Source organism: Gardnerella sp. c12Ub_1 (genome assembly GCF_055804375.1).
Genome location: NZ_JANUZC010000001.1, coordinates 1,026,840 through 1,043,461, shown reverse-complemented (window position 1 = coordinate 1,043,461; position 16,622 = coordinate 1,026,840). Strand labels below are relative to the sequence as shown.

8 protein-coding genes, 3 rRNA genes and 1 riboswitch are annotated in these 16,622 nt (G+C 46.9%); of the genes, 10 read left to right on the top strand and 1 reads right to left on the bottom strand.

The window, feature by feature from the left end; translation table 11 throughout:
• The first annotated feature begins 49 nt into the window (after window positions 1–49).
• Both NYP65_RS03995 and NYP65_RS03990 read left to right on the top strand, forming a co-directional pair.
• Entirely contained in the window at window positions 50–1,018 is a 969-nt protein-coding gene (locus NYP65_RS03995; RefSeq protein ID WP_060785743.1) for a ketopantoate reductase family protein, read from the top strand.
• Window positions 1,019–1,199: 181 nt separating this feature from the next.
• Window positions 1,200–3,152: an alpha-glucosidase gene (locus tag NYP65_RS03990; protein ID WP_473410645.1), complete on the top strand. Its 1,953-nt coding sequence runs from the start codon at window positions 1,200–1,202 to the stop codon at window positions 3,150–3,152.
• Here NYP65_RS03990 and NYP65_RS03985 read toward each other — a convergent pair.
• Entirely contained in the window at window positions 3,139–3,921 is a 783-nt protein-coding gene (locus NYP65_RS03985; protein ID WP_016635875.1) for an SIR2 family NAD-dependent protein deacylase, read from the bottom strand. The genes NYP65_RS03990 and NYP65_RS03985 overlap by 14 nt on opposite strands.
• Before the next feature lie 556 nt (window positions 3,922–4,477).
• Between NYP65_RS03985 and NYP65_RS03980 the strand changes: the two genes are divergently transcribed.
• The 8 genes from NYP65_RS03980 (at window position 4,478) to NYP65_RS03945 (ending at window position 16,608) form a co-directional block, all read left to right on the top strand.
• Window positions 4,478–6,005 (top strand): 16S ribosomal RNA (locus NYP65_RS03980).
• A gap of 375 nt (window positions 6,006–6,380) precedes the next feature.
• Window positions 6,381–9,438 (top strand): 23S ribosomal RNA (locus tag NYP65_RS03975).
• Between the two features lie 167 nt (window positions 9,439–9,605).
• Window positions 9,606–9,722, top strand: a 5S ribosomal RNA gene (gene rrf, locus NYP65_RS03970).
• The 16S, 23S and 5S rRNA genes sit together here, the layout of an rRNA operon.
• Window positions 9,723–9,818: 96 nt before the next feature.
• Window positions 9,819–9,910, top strand: a riboswitch (TPP riboswitch).
• Entirely contained in the window at window positions 9,899–11,416 is a 1,518-nt protein-coding gene (thiM, locus tag NYP65_RS03965; protein ID WP_473410644.1) for a hydroxyethylthiazole kinase, read from the top strand. It overlaps the preceding riboswitch by 12 nt.
• 5 nt (window positions 11,417–11,421) lie before the next feature.
• On the top strand, window positions 11,422–13,119 hold the full coding sequence (locus NYP65_RS03960) for a bifunctional hydroxymethylpyrimidine kinase/phosphomethylpyrimidine kinase (RefSeq protein WP_415702257.1): 1,698 nt from the start codon (window positions 11,422–11,424) through the stop codon (window positions 13,117–13,119).
• A 684-nt stretch (window positions 13,120–13,803) separates the two neighbouring features.
• Window positions 13,804–14,706, top strand: a complete 903-nt coding sequence (locus NYP65_RS03955) for an efflux RND transporter periplasmic adaptor subunit (RefSeq protein ID WP_101889842.1) — start codon at window positions 13,804–13,806, stop codon at window positions 14,704–14,706.
• The gene (locus NYP65_RS03950) at window positions 14,703–15,413 is read left to right on the top strand and encodes an ABC transporter ATP-binding protein (protein ID WP_004131316.1); all 711 of its coding nucleotides are present in this window, start codon (window positions 14,703–14,705) and stop codon (window positions 15,411–15,413) included. The genes NYP65_RS03955 and NYP65_RS03950 overlap by 4 nt, the downstream gene beginning before the upstream one ends.
• Complete coding sequence (locus tag NYP65_RS03945) at window positions 15,397–16,608, top strand: ABC transporter permease (RefSeq protein ID WP_101896702.1); 1,212 nt, start codon at window positions 15,397–15,399, stop codon at window positions 16,606–16,608. The genes NYP65_RS03950 and NYP65_RS03945 overlap by 17 nt, the downstream gene beginning before the upstream one ends.
• Window positions 16,609–16,622: the final 14 nt, after the last annotated feature.

The window sequence follows — 16,622 nt, the reverse complement described above, 5'->3', positions numbered from 1 at the left end:
TTTATGAATTTATGTATGGGCGCCACTTTACCTACAGGGAGGTGTCATTATGAGTGACATGAAATATGCAATGATCGGTTCGGGCGCTATGGGATATCGCTATGGCGTTTTGTTGCAGGAGACGGCTGGTATTCATGTTGATTTTATTGATGCCTGGGATGAAAATGTGAATAAAGTCCGCGAGCAAGGTGGAGTAATGGTTAGTCGTGACCATGAAAATCGCCATCTTGTGCCAATCAATATGTATACTCCAGAAGATTATGACGGCGATCCAGACGTGTGGATTGTGTTTATGAAGCAGATGCAGCTTGCGGAGATGTTGGAGCGATGCAAGCCTTTGTTTAAGGATCATCAGGTTGTGTTCGCTGCAATGAACGGTTGGGGTCATTTTGAAAAGCTTCAGCAATATTTCTCGGACGATCGAATTTACGGCGGTACCGCAATGATTGCAACTGTTCTGAATGGTCCTGGAGACGTTGATTTTATTGGTAAAGTTGGCGTTGGTACAATGAATATGTGCGCGTTGAACGAGCAAGTGAGCAATGTTGAGCTTGCTATGCGTGATGATTTTCAAGCTGCTGGCTTGAATCCTACTATTACGGAAGATTTCAAGGGCACGTGCATGGCGAAGGTAGTTTTTAATTCCGTAGTTAATACTTTGTGCACAATGTATCAGATTCAGATGGGTCAGTTTATTTCGTATCCAGGGGCTATGGATATGGCTCGCCAACTTATTAACGAAGCGTACGACGTGTGCGATCGCGCAGGAATCCGTATGGTCAATACTCGTCAGCAAGAGCTGGAGGCTATTGACTATGTGAGCCGTGTTGCAAATCCTTTGCACTATCCTTCAATGTACCAAGATATGAGTCGCGGTCGCAAAACAGAGGTTGATTATATAAACGGATATATTGCGAAGCTTGGTCGCGAAAATGACTACGTGTGCCGCACTCACGAGTTCTTGACTCACGGAGTTCATTTGGCGGAGCTTGCATTTAGATTACATAATCAGCAATAATTTAGATAGTATCTCTATAGCTCTTACAATGAATGAGAAGGAGGCGCGGCTCGCGGTTTTACTGCGGGCCGCTTTTTATATTGTTAGTGCTTAAAAAATGTGCTTGTAAGATAGTTAAAGTATAGAATTGTAAACGTTGTGAATAATAAAAATAAATAATAAAAATATTAATGGGGTTTATATGACTACTTTTAATAGAGCGAACTTGCCGCAATCTGTGCGCACAAACGGCGCTACGCCAAACCCTTGGTGGGCAAATGCAGTTGTGTATCAGATTTATCCGCGAAGCTTCCAAGACACTAACGGCGACGGAATAGGCGATTTGAAGGGCATTACTTCGCGTCTTGACTATTTGGCTGATTTAGGTGTCGACGTGCTTTGGCTTAGCCCTGTTTACAAGTCTCCACAAGACGATAACGGCTACGATATTTCCGACTATCAAGATATTGATCCGCTTTTTGGAACTTTGGAAGATATGGACGAGCTTTTGGCAGAAGCGCACAAGCGCGGCCTTAAAGTTGTTATGGATTTGGTAGTAAATCACACTTCCGACGAGCACGCTTGGTTCCAGGCTTCAAGAGATGCTTCTAGCGACTACGCGGATTGGTATTGGTGGAGGCCAGCACGCAAAGGGCATGTGCCTGGAGAGCCAGGTGCGGAGCCAAACAAGTGGGGCTCGTATTTTGGCGGTTCTGCGTGGGCCTACGACCCAAAGCGCGGCGAATACTATTTCCATCAGTATTCGCCAAAGCAGCCAGATTTGAATTGGGAAAATCCTGCCGTTCGCGCTGCAGTGTACAAGATGATGAATTGGTGGATGGATCGCGGAATTGACGGCTTCCGCATGGATGTGATTACGCAAATTTCTAAGCGCATAGATAGCGAAGGGCGTTTGCCTGGAGAATACGGTTCGCAGATTGAAGATGCGCCAGCAGGCGACGACGGCTACTCTTCGCCGTATTTCTTCTGCTCCGATGGCCCTCGCTTAGACGAGTTTTTGCGCGAGATGCGCGAGGCGGTTTTCAAGGGTCGCGAAGGTTTCTTAACTGTTGGCGAGGCTCCTGGAATTTCCGCGCATCGAAACACTTATATTACAAATCCTGCTAATGGCGAGCTGGACATGCTCTTCTTGTTTGATCAAGTTAATGTTGATTGCGCAAATGGAACTAAGTGGAATCCTATTCCTCTTAAGTTGACAGCATTAAAGCGCGCAATGACGGATCAGCAGCAAGCAGTTAGCGAGGCTGGTTGGGCGAGCCTGTTCTTTAATAATCACGATCAGCCGCGTGCGCTTTCTCGCTGGGGTAGCGAGGCTAGTGACGAGATGCGCGTGCTTTCTGCTAAGGCGATTGCAATGCTTCTTCACATGCATCGCGGCACTCCGTACGTGTATCAGGGTGAAGAAATTGGCATGACAAACGCGCACTTTACGCGTCTCGAGCAGTATCGCGATTTGGAAGCGTTGAATATGTTTAAGCAGCGCGTAGAAGAAGCGCATATTCAGTCTGCGGAGTCTATGATGGATGCGCTCGCAAAGCGCGGTCGCGATAATTCTCGAACTCCAATGCAGTGGAATGCGTCTAAATATGCGGGATTCATGCCTTTTAATGTTCCGTCGCAAAATAATGCGCAGCCTTGGATTAGCGTGAATCCTAATTATGTAGATATTAATGCGGCGGAGCAAATGGAAGATTCGGATTCCGTTTACTCGTTCTATAAGCGTTTGATTGAGTTGCGCCATTCGCAGCCTGTTGTCTCGGCTGGTTCTTGGAATTTGGTTGATGCGGATGACGAGTGCGTTTACGCGTTTATTAGGCAGGTTGAGCAGACTTGTGATAATGCTAAGGCAGATGTGGCAGATGAGGCAGGTCTTGAGCATGGTGTGAGTTCTTCAAGCGCGGTTGCTTGCGATTTGCCTTGCGCTTCTGTAAAGAAGTTGCTCGTAATGGTAAATATGACGGATTCATCTGTAGCAATACCTGCTCAAAGCGCCGAATTGTTGCGTAATATCGCCTCTAGCGGCGTATCGTATGATGATGTGATGATTTCTACCTACAGCGCGGATCATGCTCTTAAATCGCTTAAAAATGGCACGCTTGCGCCGTGGGAGGGAATCGCTGTTAGCTTGCAATAGTTTCGTCCACTAACTTTGGCAGAGCTTTCGCAATATCTTCTCGTATTACGCGCTCTGCCAAATAATCGTATTGCGTAGCGCCCAGGTTCATTATTGTAATCGGCACTCCTGCGCGAGCGGCTAGCGGTACAAGGCTTGCAGCTGGAAACACTTCTAGCGTAGAGCCAATAACCCACAGCTCGCTTGCGTGCATAATTGCCTGCGCGCTGCGTTCCATTGCGCCTTCGGGCAGAGCTTCTCCAAAATATATAACGTCTGTTTTTATAAGACCGTTGCAAGGCATGTTTCCGCGGTACGGCAGCGCGCGCCTGCAATGTGGGTCTGGGTGTGCGTCTAAGTCGCGCATAATGTCGGCTGTATTGTAGCTAGCGTGGCAGCTCATGCAGTGTGATGTTCCAATACTTCCGTGCAAGTTCACTATAATGTCTGGGCTGTTTCCAGCTTTTTCGTGAAGCGCATCAAAGTTTTGAGTGGCGATTAAGTCCAGCATCCCAGCTTTCTCAAGTTTTACTAGCGACTTATGCGCTGTTCCTGGCTGAGCGTTCCAAACTGGCGACTCTTTTTGCCATCTCCAAGAGTACATGCGTTCTTCTTCGCTGCTTAAAAATGCGTCTATATCGTAAACACTCATTTGCTCTGGGTGTTTAGTCCAAACTCCATCTGGGCCTCGAAAGTCTGGAATGCCCGCGCTTGTAGATATTCCTGCGCCTGTTAACACAACAATATGATGGTGTGCGTTGTTCTTGCTGTTTTTCTCGCTATTTCTCATATACCTATATATAGCACGCGCACATGTTGTGTGCATATATGCTGTTTGTTTTGATTATTTTGCGTATTTGGCTTGTGTGATTTTGCGACACTCCCGGGTTTTGGGTTTTGGGGGTGTTTTTCTTGTTTTTTTGGATTATTTTTGTTGTGTTTTTGTTGGTGTGTGGTTGCTTGCGACTTTTTATCGTGTTTTGATCGTGTTTTCAACACGCCGATGTTTTGGCTTTGTTTCAATGGTTTTGGCTTGTTGGCTTGTGTGTGATTTGCTTTTGGGCTTGCTTTGGTGTAAGTTTATCTCTTGCTGCTCAGCGCGGCTGGTTCTCCTCGGTTGAGGTTGATGAGCCGGCTGGTGTGGTGGTGGTTTGAGAACTCAAGAGCGTGTCTGTACTACTTATTTAGTTAATTATTGCCAGTTCATTGTCAGCCTCACAGATTGTGGGGTGCCTGAGAGATGGTTAAATGATGGTGAGGTTTTTTGTTGGGATGTTCTTTCCTTAAAGAATGTCTCGTCTTTTTCTTTTATATTGGAGCCTTATGTTGGCTCTTCATTGAAGTTTTTCGTGGAGGGTTCGATTCTGGCTCAGGATGAACGCTGGCGGCGTGCTTAACACATGCAAGTCGAACGGGATCTGACCAGCTTGCTGGTTGGTGAGAGTGGCGAACGGGTGAGTAATGCGTGACCAACCTGCCCCATGCTCCAGAATAGCTCTTGGAAACGGGTGGTAATGCTGGATGCTCCAACTTGACGCATGTCTTGTTGGGAAAGTGTTTAGTGGCATGGGATGGGGTCGCGTCCTATCAGCTTGTAGGCGGGGTAATGGCCCACCTAGGCTTCGACGGGTAGCCGGCCTGAGAGGGCGGACGGCCACATTGGGACTGAGATACGGCCCAGACTCCTACGGGAGGCAGCAGTGGGGAATATTGCGCAATGGGGGAAACCCTGACGCAGCGACGCCGCGTGCGGGATGAAGGCCTTCGGGTTGTAAACCGCTTTTGATTGGGAGCAAGCCTTTTGGGTGAGTGTACCTTTCGAATAAGCGCCGGCTAACTACGTGCCAGCAGCCGCGGTAATACGTAGGGCGCAAGCGTTATCCGGAATTATTGGGCGTAAAGAGCTTGTAGGCGGTTCGTCGCGTCTGGTGTGAAAGCCCATCGCTTAACGGTGGGTTTGCGCCGGGTACGGGCGGGCTAGAGTGCAGTAGGGGAGACTGGAATTCTCGGTGTAACGGTGGAATGTGTAGATATCGGGAAGAACACCAATGGCGAAGGCAGGTCTCTGGGCTGTTACTGACGCTGAGAAGCGAAAGCGTGGGGAGCGAACAGGATTAGATACCCTGGTAGTCCACGCCGTAAACGGTGGACGCTGGATGTGGGGCCCATTCCACGGGTTCTGTGTCGGAGCTAACGCGTTAAGCGTCCCGCCTGGGGAGTACGGCCGCAAGGCTAAAACTCAAAGAAATTGACGGGGGCCCGCACAAGCGGCGGAGCATGCGGATTAATTCGATGCAACGCGAAGAACCTTACCTGGGCTTGACATGTGCCTGTCGACTGCAGAGATGTGGTTTCCCTTCGGGGCAGGTTCACAGGTGGTGCATGGTCGTCGTCAGCTCGTGTCGTGAGATGTTGGGTTAAGTCCCGCAACGAGCGCAACCCTCGCCCTGTGTTGCCAGCGGGTTATGCCGGGAACTCACGGGGGACCGCCGGGGTTAACTCGGAGGAAGGTGGGGATGACGTCAGATCATCATGCCCCTTACGTCCAGGGCTTCACGCATGCTACAATGGCCGGTACAACGGGATGCGACATGGTGACATGGAGCGGATCCCTTAAAACCGGTCTCAGTTCGGATCGTAGTCTGCAACTCGACTACGTGAAGGCGGAGTCGCTAGTAATCGCGAATCAGCAACGTCGCGGTGAATGCGTTCCCGGGCCTTGTACACACCGCCCGTCAAGTCATGAAAGTGGGCAGCACCCGAAGCCGGTGGCCTAACCCTTTTGGGATGGAGCCGTCTAAGGTGAGGCTCGTGATTGGGACTAAGTCGTAACAAGGTAGCCGTACCGGAAGGTGCGGCTGGATCACCTCCTTTCTACGGAGTTTTTGTGCACGCTCAGTTGAGTGTGGTTACTGGTGTGGAAAACAATAGTTAACGTTTTTTTTGTGAGTGTGTTGGGCATGCTTTTGGGTTCCCGGATTGCCACCCCCCTTTTGTTTGGGGTTGCGGTCCTAGCCCTTGGATTACAGGTTGAGGCTTTTTGGTTTTTGGCTTGTGTTCTTGGTGTTTGGTGGTTTGAGAACTGGATAGTGGACGCGAGTAAGAATAGTGAGACTATTTTTGGTTTTGCTTGTTTTTACTTTTATCAATTTCAACCGGCTCCATTTTGGTGGAGTCGCTTGATCGTTTTGTGATCGTTTAGTGTGATGATTTATTGTCTAGAGAGTTAAGCGATAGGCTTTTTACTGGTGTATCACTGGTAAGGGCGTATGGTGGATGCCTTGGTAGACAGGACCGATGAAGGACGTGACGGGCTGCGATATGCCTCGGGGAGCTGCCGAGTGGGCTTTGATCCGAGGATTTCCGAATGGGGAGACCCGGCCACTGTTATGGGTGGTCACCACAGTTTTGTGGGGGGTACGCAGGGAAGTGAAACATCTCAGTACCTGCAGGAAAGGATACTCCGTGAGTAGTGGCGAGCGAAAGCGGATCAGGCTAAACCGAGTACGTGTGATAACCGTCAGGTGTTGCGTATTCGGGGTCGTGGGATTGACTGTTCAGCCTCTGACGGGGTTGAGGAGAGTGATAAAACATCGTGTTATGTGAATGGGATTGAATTCCCAGCCGTAGAGGGTGATGGCCCCGTAGCAGGTCGTGCGATGTCTCTTTATGTTTATTCCCAAGTAGCGCGGGCCTCGTGGAATCCCGCGTGAATCTGCCCAGACCGTTGGGTAAGCCTAAGTATTCCTGTCTGACCGATAGTGTACTAGTACCGTGAGGGAAAGGTGAAAAGCACCCCGGGAGGGGAGTGAAATAGTTCCTGAAACCGTGCGCTTACAATCCGTCGGAGCCTTCTTGTGGGGTGACGGCGTGCCTATCGAAAAATGAGTCTGCGAGTCAGTGGTATGTGGCGAGGCTAACCCGGGTGGGGGAGCCGTAGCGAAAGCGAGTTTTAAAAGGCGTTTTAGTCGCATGTCCTGGACCCGAAGCGGGATGATCTAGCCCTGAGCAGGTTGAAGCGCGGGTAAGACCGTGTGGAGGACCGAACCCACCTAGGTTGAAAACTGGGGGGATGACTTGGGGTTAGGGGTGAAAGGCCAATCAAATTCCGTGATAGCTGGTTCTCTCCGAAATGCATTTAGGTGCAGCGTCATGTTATTGCTTACAGGGGGTAGAGCTACTGGATGCTTGCGGGCCCATACCGGGTACTAATAGCAGCCAAACTCCGAATACCTGTTAGGTTTATCATGGCAGTGAGTCGGCGGGGGATAAGCTCCGTCGTCAAAAGGGAAACAGCCCTGATCGTCGTCTAAGGTCCCGAAGCGCGTGCTAAGTGGGAAAGGATGTGGAGTCGCATAGACAGCCAGGAGGTTGGCTCAGAAGCAGCCATCCTTGAAAGAGTGCGTAACAGCTCACTGGTCTAGTGGTTCCGCGCCGACAATGTAGCGGGGCTTAAGCACGCCACCGAAGACGCGACTGCGTGATTTTTTCACGCGGGGTAGGAGAGCGTCCTGTATGGGGTGAAGCGGCAGTGTGAACTTGTCGTGGACTATACGGGAGTGAGAATGCAGACATGAGTAGCGAGAGACAGGTGTGAATCCTGTCCGCTGAATGACTAAGGGTTCCGGGGCCACGTTCGTCGTCCCCGGGTGAGTCGAGTCCTAAGGCGAGGCCGACAGGCGTAGTCGAATGGATGAACGGGTTGATATTCCCGTACCGGTGTTACACCGTTCGAACTGAATCTGAGAGTACTAACCTTCGTTATTCTGGTTGATTGCCTTTCGGGGTTTTCTTCTGGTTTAGTGTTGGGAGCGTATCGGTAGTAGGTTAGCGTGGGAGTGACGCGGGTAGGTAGCCGGCTGCGGAGGTGGTTTTCCGTGGCTAAGCGTGTGGGCTGTCTCCTAGGTAAATCCGGGGGATGTTTAAGCTGAGGCGTGATGGGTAGGCCGTATGGCTGATTCCGGTGATCCTGCTTGCCGAGAAAAGCTTCAACGTGAGGTGTGATTCCGCTCGTACCCTAAACCGACACTGGTGGTCTGGTAGAGTATACCGAAGCGATCGGGCGAATCCTGGCCAAGGAACTCGGCAAATTACTCCCGTGCCTTCGGCATAAGGGAGACCCCTGATGGTGATGTTTTTTACAAGCGGAGCTGTTGGGGGTGGCACAAGCTAGGGGGTAGCGACTGTTTACCAAAAACACAGGAGCGTGCGAAGGCGTAAGCCGCTGTATACGCTCTGACGCCTGCCCGGTGCCGGAAGGTTAAGAGGATCCGTTAGCTTTGGCGAAGCGGTGAATTTAAGCCCCGGTAAACGGCGGTGGTAACTATAACCATCCTAAGGTAGCGAAATTCCTTGTCGGGTAAGTTCCGACCTGCACGAATGGCGTAACGACTTCCCCACTGTCTCGGCCAGGAGCCCGGCGAAATTGCAGTACGAGTAAAGATGCTCGTTAAGCGCAGAAGGACGAAAAGACCCCGGGACCTTTACTATACCTTGGTATTGTCGTTAGGTGTGGATCGTGTAGCATAGGCGGGAGGCTGTGAAGCGCGGGCGCTAGCTTGCGTGGAGTCAACAAGTGAAATACCGCTCTTTCCATATCTGGCGTCTAACCTCGACACGTTATCCGTGTTAGGGACAGTGCCTGGCGGGTAGTTTAACTGGGGCGGTTGCCTCCTAAAGAGTAACGGAGGCGCTCAATGGTCCGCTCAGCCCGGTTGGCAATCGGGTTTTGAGTGTAATCGCACAAGCGGGCTTGACTGTGAGACTGACGGGTCGAGCAGGGACGAAAGTCGGAGATAGTGATCCGGTGCCGGCGTACGGACGTGGCATCGCTCAACGGATAAAAGGTACCCCGGGGATAACAGGCTGATCATTCCCAAGAGTCCATATCGACGGGATGGTTTGGCACCTCGATGTCGGCTCGTCGCATCCTGGGGCTGGAGCAGGTCCCAAGGGTTCGGCTGTTCGCCGATTAAAGCGGCACGCGAGCTGGGTTCAGAACGTCGTGAGACAGTTTGGTCTCTATCCTCTGCGCTCGTTGGAATGTTGAGGAGACCTGCCCATAGTACGAGAGGACCTGGGTGGACGAACCTCTGGTATGCCGGTCGTCACGCCAGTGGCGCTGCCGGTTAGCTACGTTTGGAAGGGATAACCGCTGAAAGCATCTAAGCGGGAAGCCTGCTCCAAGATTAGCATTCCTTGCACTTTGTGTGTGAGCCCCCATGTAGAACACGTGGTTGATAGGCTGGATGTGGAAGCCCTGTAAGGGGTGGAGCTGACCAGTACTAATGGGCGATTGTGATACTACTTGTATTGCTTATCGTTTAATTCTCTTAACATTAGGGAGTGTTAAGCGATCATGATTATGGTTAAGTTGTTGATTTTGATGATTGTTTCTTCTGTTTGCTCGCGTTCATGTCCGGTTCCCAAACCGCCAGCTTGCCACTCGCTTAATGCGAGTGTATAATCTAGTTTTGCGGTGGTCATGGCTCAGGTGAGACGCCCGGTCCCATTCCGAACCCGGAAGCTAAGGCCTGACACGGTGAGGGTACTGCACTCGATAGGGTGTGGGAGACTAACACGCTGCCGCATTATTCTTTCTAGCGGGGAGTTTCGACTCCCCGCTTTTTTATTACTTAAAACCAAGTCGTCGCGCGTAAATAACGTCATAACGAACATATATAGTCAAATATGGGTTCGGGGTGCGCATAAGCGCTGAGATTATACCCGTTGAACCTGATCTAGTTAGTACTAGCGAAGGGAAAATCATGACTACTGTGTCGTGCTCTAAAAATAGTGAATTCTCAACTAATGCTCGTTGCAAGCAATTCATGCAAGATGTACGTGAATGCATCGAAGCTTTACGCGCAAAAAATCCGCTAACACATTGCGTAACGAATAATGTTGTTCAAGAAATAACTGCAAACGTTCTGCTAGCTGCTGGAGCATCGCCAGCAATGGTCGTAGACGCAGAAGAAGCTGAAGTATTTGCTCAAATCGCATCTGGTGTATTAGTAAACATTGGAACCTACAGGCCAGTAGACAAAGAATCTATGGATGCTGCAATTCGCGGAGCTGTAAAAGCACACACTCCATGGGTTCTTGACCCAGTTGCAGTTGGCGGTTTAGCTCCACGCACGCAATACGCGCGCGAAATCGTTAAAAGTCATCCTACTGTAATTCGTGCAAACGCTTCCGAAATCTTAGGTTTAGCTGGAGAAGAAAGCGGCGGTAAGGGAGTAGATGCTGGAGATTCGGTTGATTCGGCAGTTGCAGCAGCTAAGAAGCTAGTTAAACTTTATGGCTCGGTAGTGGCTATTTCTGGCGAAAAAGACGCTATTTATGGTCACGGATGCTCGGCACGAGTCTCGGGCGGTCACGAGATAATGACGAAAGTAGTCGGAACGGGCTGCTCTCTTGGCGCATTGGTGGCAGCATACGTTGGAGCAAATCGAAATCGACCTTTTGCAGCAACAGTTGCCGCTCACGTGCACGCTGCTGCAGCAGGAACTTGGGCAGCACAACGCTCAACATCGCCAGGTACATTTAGAACATTATGGATGGATGCGCTTATGGATTTGAGCGCAGACGAGATGCTGAAACTAGCGAATATTGAATTTGAACTCGACCCTGTTGATTGGTCTTTATACTTTATAACAGACCCAAAGATGAGCAATCGAGCAGAAGAAGATATTGCAGTTGATTGCGTTAAAGGCGGAGCAAGCGTAGTTCAATTGCGCGATAAGTACGCAAATAGCGAAACTTTTAATAATAAAGCTCAAAGCTTTCGAGACAAAATGCTTGCTAATGGTTGCGGAAACGTGCCGATTTTTGTTGACGATCGTATAGATTGCGCTAAAAGCTTAGGACTCAACTTGCATGTTGGGCAAACAGATACGCCTTATATTGAAGCGCGTAAGTCTATTCCTGCAGAATGGATGGTTGGGCTTTCTATAGAAAAGTTAGAACAGTTAGATTACGTTTATAACGAATGTGCTAAAGAAAATGTGGCATTGCCTGATGTTATTGGAATAGGTCCGATTTGGCCTACTGCCACTAAGCCAGACGCTGCTCCTGCTTTAGGTGTTGAAGGAGTAGAAAAGATTGCTAAACGCGCTAAAGAACTCGGCATTAGTACGCTCGGAATTGGCGGCGTTAACGAAAATACGGTATTCCCTATTAAAAGCACTTCAATAGATGGTTTATGCGTAGTATCTGCTCTAATGCTTGCGCAAAATCCTTGCGAAGAAGCGCGCAAATTACGCGATGCTATTACGAAGGAATAAAAATAATGAATAATCAATTTTCGCAAGCTCAAGCACCTTTGCAATCAATTTCTAAATTATATGATTCAAGCCTAAGGCCATCTTCTTTGCCATCTTTAGAAGACCCGATTATTCCACGCGTACTAAGTATTGCTGGAACTGATCCAACAGGCGGAGCTGGAATCCAAGCTGATCTAAAGTCAATCACGGCATCACATGGATTTGGAATGTGTGTAACAACTAATTTGGTTGCTCAAAACACTTGCGGTGTGCGCGAAGTTTATACTCCTCCAACCGACTTTTTGCAAGCGCAACTAGAAGCAGTATTTGATGACGTAACTATTGATGCTGTAAAAATCGGCATGCTTGGAGACAAATCATATATTAGCCTAGTTCAAAATTGGCTTAAAAATCATCCTGTTCCTGTTGTTGTGTTAGATCCAGTTATGGTAGCAACTTCGGGAGATAGGCTGCTTGAAAAGTCTGCAGAAGATGCAATGCGCGAGTTTGCGCCTCTTGCGGATGTTATTACGCCAAACATACCTGAACTCGCAGTATTATGCGATAAACAGCCTGCATCCAATTTTGAAGAAGCTTATGCTCAAGCAAGCGAGTGGAGTGCAAAAAACAATACTATTGTTATTGTTAAAGGTGGCCACTTAACAAGCGAAGATGCTGGAAATACTGTTGTGTTCCCAGATGGTCACAGAGTGCACGTTCCTTGCCCTAGAGTTGATACAACAACAACGCATGGCACTGGCTGCTCGCTATCTTCCTCGCTCGCTACGCGCATAGGATTAGCGTTGCGAGAAGGAAAGAAGCTAAGCGATTACAGTACTGTAGCGAATGCTTTAGCGTGGTCGTCAAGATGGCTTAACGAAGCTATTGCTTGCGGTAAAGATTTGCATGTTGGAAAAGGTCATGGGCCTGTGAACCATGCGGCTCGTAATTATCGTTTGGAATTAGATTCTTCGTCAACTCCTTGGGAGCATATGCAAGCGAATGGCTTAGATGGATTAACTCCGCAAAGCGTAGTCATAAAAGCTCATAGCAAGGCTAGAAAGCCAAATGTGGAGCCGTGTGGTCCTTGGACTCAAGCGTTATGGGATGCTAGTGCAGATGTTGATAACAACATTATGAAAATGCCATTTATTGAGGCTTTAGGCAATGGAACGCTTGACTCTGACTTGTTTGCTTTCTACATAAGTCAAGATTCTGAATACTTGAAGCGTTATTCGCGCGCGCTAGCTGCTGTTGGAGCTAAAACGCCAGATAATGAGGCTAGAGTGCATTGGGCTACGGGCGCAGCTATGTGCATAGAAGCGGAATCGCAGTTGCACAGAGATTGGCTTGGAAGCAGAAATATAAGCATTGATGCGCCTTGCTCGCCAGTAACATTAGCTTACGTAAATCACTTACTTGCTTCTACAATGGCAGAAGACTACGTGATTGGAGCTGCATCCATATTGCCATGCTATTGGCTTTATGAAGAAGTGGGGCAAATTTTAGTCAAAAATAATACTCCTGAAAACCCATATCATGATTGGATTTCAATGTATTCTTCTCATGATTTTGAGTCAGGTGTAAGAATGGCGGTTAAATTTGTTGAGAGAGCTTTTGAAGAAGCTGGCCCACAGGCTCGAATTCTTGCTGCTCAAGCATATATGACTTCATGCATTTACGAGTATGAATTCTTTAATCAAGCTCATAGAGCATTGAGGTAGATGGTTTGATAGCTTGATAACTTGATAGCGCTGATGCGTTGACTTCGTCTTTATTAACAAAATCTAGAAGATTTGAAGACGTGTCAAAGCGTCAGCGCATTTTTGTAATACGCATGTCTATTACTGTGCTATGTCTGTTATTGTTGATTTTCTGAGTAGCGCAAATGTGCAGGCGATTTGCTTAAGACTTAAATCGTGAGTAGTAAAAAGTTACCTAAATTCGCTAGCACTATCTTCCTATTTTTTCTATCTTATTATCTTCCTATCTTGCAAAACCCAAAGTACTTTGGAAAATATCAGATAGAAGTGTGTGCATTGCGGTTATGGATCTATTCGATTTTTTGCTTAACGAGGATAGCCTTAAGCGGTGATTTAATAGAGTGATATTAGATCTCTGAGCAAGTCAATCACTCAGTAACGTATAAACTCTATGCAAAATAGATTATTCTCTGGTATTACGCAAGCTTCAAGAATCATAAATAAAAATCATCATTTAGTATGATGCAAACTCTTTACGGCGATTATAAGCTATTAAGCAAAAGCTGAAATTCTAAATAAAGTGGTAATCAGAAAAGCGTTAATCGTAGCATTATCAAGCACTTTATTTATTTTGGATTAGTTTGAGAGGCTCGTTTCAACGCATTCTATGCGTTTACGAGTTTGGTGAGTAAGGAGCTTTGTGTTATGCGTAAGTTTACGAAAGTATTCTTGTTGGCTGCTCTGCCGGCGTGTTTGCTTACTGCGTGCGCTGGTAGAGCAGTTGATGATAGTCAACAGCAGGCATCACATGATTCAGTTCCACTTATTTCAGTCAAAAAACAGCCTTTAACACAAGTTGTGTCGGGTAAAGCAACAATAGAACAATCGTCTACCTTTGTTATCACTGCTGTAAGTAGAGGGAATTTTTCTCCATCGGTAAAAGCAGGAAGTGCTGTAAAAGCTGGAAGTATTTTAGGCTACAATGCTGGTAACAAAGTTATTGCTCCCGTAGACGCTAAAGTTGTGTCAGTAGCTGAATCATCTGCGGACATGCCTAAATCTTTCCCGCTATTCACTCTTAAATATGAAGGTTTTTCAATAAGTCTTAACGCAAAAGCTTTACTTCGTTCTGCAGATATTGCAGATGTTAAAGGTCGCTTCCAAGTTGAAGATGGTGTTGGGCCAACCAATTGTTTGCAAATAGTACAAAGCGGTGGAACTTCTACAGATGTTGCAGCCTCGGGTAGTAGCAAGAATGATAATGCTGATTCAACTCAAACAGATGAGTCGAGTGCGCAAAGTACACCCAGTGTATCGTCAAAAGTTTTAACGTGTTTAATAGATAAAAGCACAGAAGTAGAATCAGGCCAAAATGCGACTCTTGTTTTTAATGGCAAGCATAAACAATCGGTTCTAACTCTGCCTGTTAGTGCGGTTGCTGGAAGAGTCCAAAAAGGTTTAGTCTCATACAAGAAAGGCGATAAATGGGAGCGTAAAGAAGTTGGTCTTGGAATCAGTGACGGCGCTAATATTGAAATTACGTCTGGTTTGCATGAGGGTGATGTTGTAGCAGGTGTTTCTCCTGATCTCATTCCAGGAGTGCAATGATTATGGAGAACAATCCTGTTCCACTGGTTGAATTACAAGACGTGTCAGCGCGTGTAAAACTAGGCAATGGCGAATGGCTTACCACTGTCAACTCTGTTTCTATGCTACTTAACCAAGGTGAAACATATGCGGTAGTTGGCAGGTCTGGATCTGGCAAAACGAGTCTTATTTCTATTATTGGATTTTTGAATAAAAATTTTACTGGAAAATACTATTATTCTGGCAAGTCAATCCAAAAGTGTAGTGATAGTACAGTATCGCATATGCGCGCTAGAAATATTGGTTTTGTTTTTCAAAACTATTCGCTTATTAAGCATTTAAGCATTAGAGAAAATGTTGAGTTGCCGCTTTTATACGCAGGACTACAACAAAGCAAGCAGACAAGAAGAAAAACGATAGAAGAAGCATTATGTGCTGTTGGATTGCAAGATAAACTAAACGAATACCCTGGAAGGCTATCAGGCGGTGAACAGCAGAGAGTCGCGATAGCGCGTGCCTTAGTTACTAATCCCGAATTACTTATTTGCGATGAGCCAACTGGCGCGCTCGATAGTAGTACGGGAGAAAAAGTGCTTCAAGTGTTGCATGATCGTGTTCAAGAATCTGGAACAACATTACTATTAGTCACTCATGATATGAAAGTGGCTCGTTCTTGCTCTCACATTTTTACTATGGAAGGCGGTGTTCTTTATGATTATGCTGCTTAAAGATTTGCGCCTGTCTCCTATGAGATCCTTCCTCACAGGTTTTTCAATGTTTATTGGCATCATTGCCGTTATTGCGTCAGTGCTTATCGGCACGGTTGGTAAGGACTATCTTATTGCAACTAACGAACAGCTAAACGGTCGTAGACCAACATACGAGATTACTTTTTCAGCACAAAATTTTGACGAATATTCAGTATTTAACAAATTCTTAAATCGCATTGAATCCGCAAATCGTAACGCTAACGTTATGCTACAACCAAACACTGGACTACTGTTTAGCGCTTCTATGCCAGCCTCGAAGAGTGTAAAAATAAGCGAAGAATATAAGACCAGCAATCTTCAATATGTTGATGCTGTTTACACTACGGCAGGATACAACAAAGTTTATAACTTACCTATTGTAAGTGGAAGATGGTTTAGTAATAGCGCTAAAAACAACGCATTAGAAATGGTAGTAAACCAATCTGCTAACAAAAGATACAAGATTGGTGAAGTAGCATTTATTACTTCTCGCAAAACAACACGAATGAGTCCTATAAGGATTGTTGGAGTTGTGAATGATGGCGTAGACTCGGCAAAAGTATACGTGAATATTCTAGGCTTGTTACGTTATGCTCCAACTCTTTGGGAATATTCTCAAAAAGAAGCTCAAGGCTCAATCTACTGGTTAAATAAAGAAAATCGTTCTCAAAAATCAATTAAATCTTATGTTTCAGATGCTCTTTATGACTGTTGTGGTGGGCAAGTAAACGAAATTAGAAGACATGATAATAGTGATAATTACGAGAATGTGATAACAGTATTGCAATTAAGTTTTGCTATCGTAGCAGCATTATTGCTTTTTGTTTCCGCGTTAGGTTTAATCAATATTGGTTTAGCATCGTTGGAACAGCGCACACATGAACTGCTTATACGTAGAGCCTTGGGTGCTACTAGATGGTCGATTGCTTCACTCGTGTTAGGCAGTGCGATTATTTTAGCACTAATAGTTTCGATTGCTGCCGTCGCTGTTTCTTTTGGTCTTGTGTCTATAGCATCAAGTTTTTGGGATGCATCAAGTCCAGTTAGTCCGCCAGTTTACCCATATGAAGCTGCTATTGGAGCTGTTATTGCGGCTTTTATAACAGCACTTGCTGGAAGTGTGGTGCCGGCAATAAAAGCATCGCGTTTACAGCCAGCATTAGCATTGCGTTAATTTTCAAAAAATAA

Excerpts from the sequence above, each read along its gene's own strand:
- NYP65_RS03995 (WP_060785743.1), top strand. The coding sequence starts at position 50 with ATGAGTGACATGAAATATGCAATGATCGGTTCGGGCGCTATGGGATAT.
- NYP65_RS03990 (WP_473410645.1), top strand. The coding sequence starts at position 1,200 with ATGACTACTTTTAATAGAGCGAACTTGCCGCAATCTGTGCGCACAAAC.
- NYP65_RS03985 (WP_016635875.1), bottom strand. The coding sequence starts at position 3,921 with ATGAGAAATAGCGAGAAAAACAGCAAGAACAACGCACACCATCATATT.
- thiM (WP_473410644.1), top strand. The coding sequence starts at position 9,899 with ATGACTACTGTGTCGTGCTCTAAAAATAGTGAATTCTCAACTAATGCT.
- NYP65_RS03960 (WP_415702257.1), top strand. The coding sequence starts at position 11,422 with ATGAATAATCAATTTTCGCAAGCTCAAGCACCTTTGCAATCAATTTCT.
- NYP65_RS03955 (WP_101889842.1), top strand. The coding sequence starts at position 13,804 with ATGCGTAAGTTTACGAAAGTATTCTTGTTGGCTGCTCTGCCGGCGTGT.
- NYP65_RS03950 (WP_004131316.1), top strand. The coding sequence starts at position 14,703 with ATGATTATGGAGAACAATCCTGTTCCACTGGTTGAATTACAAGACGTG.
- NYP65_RS03945 (WP_101896702.1), top strand. The coding sequence starts at position 15,397 with ATGATTATGCTGCTTAAAGATTTGCGCCTGTCTCCTATGAGATCCTTC.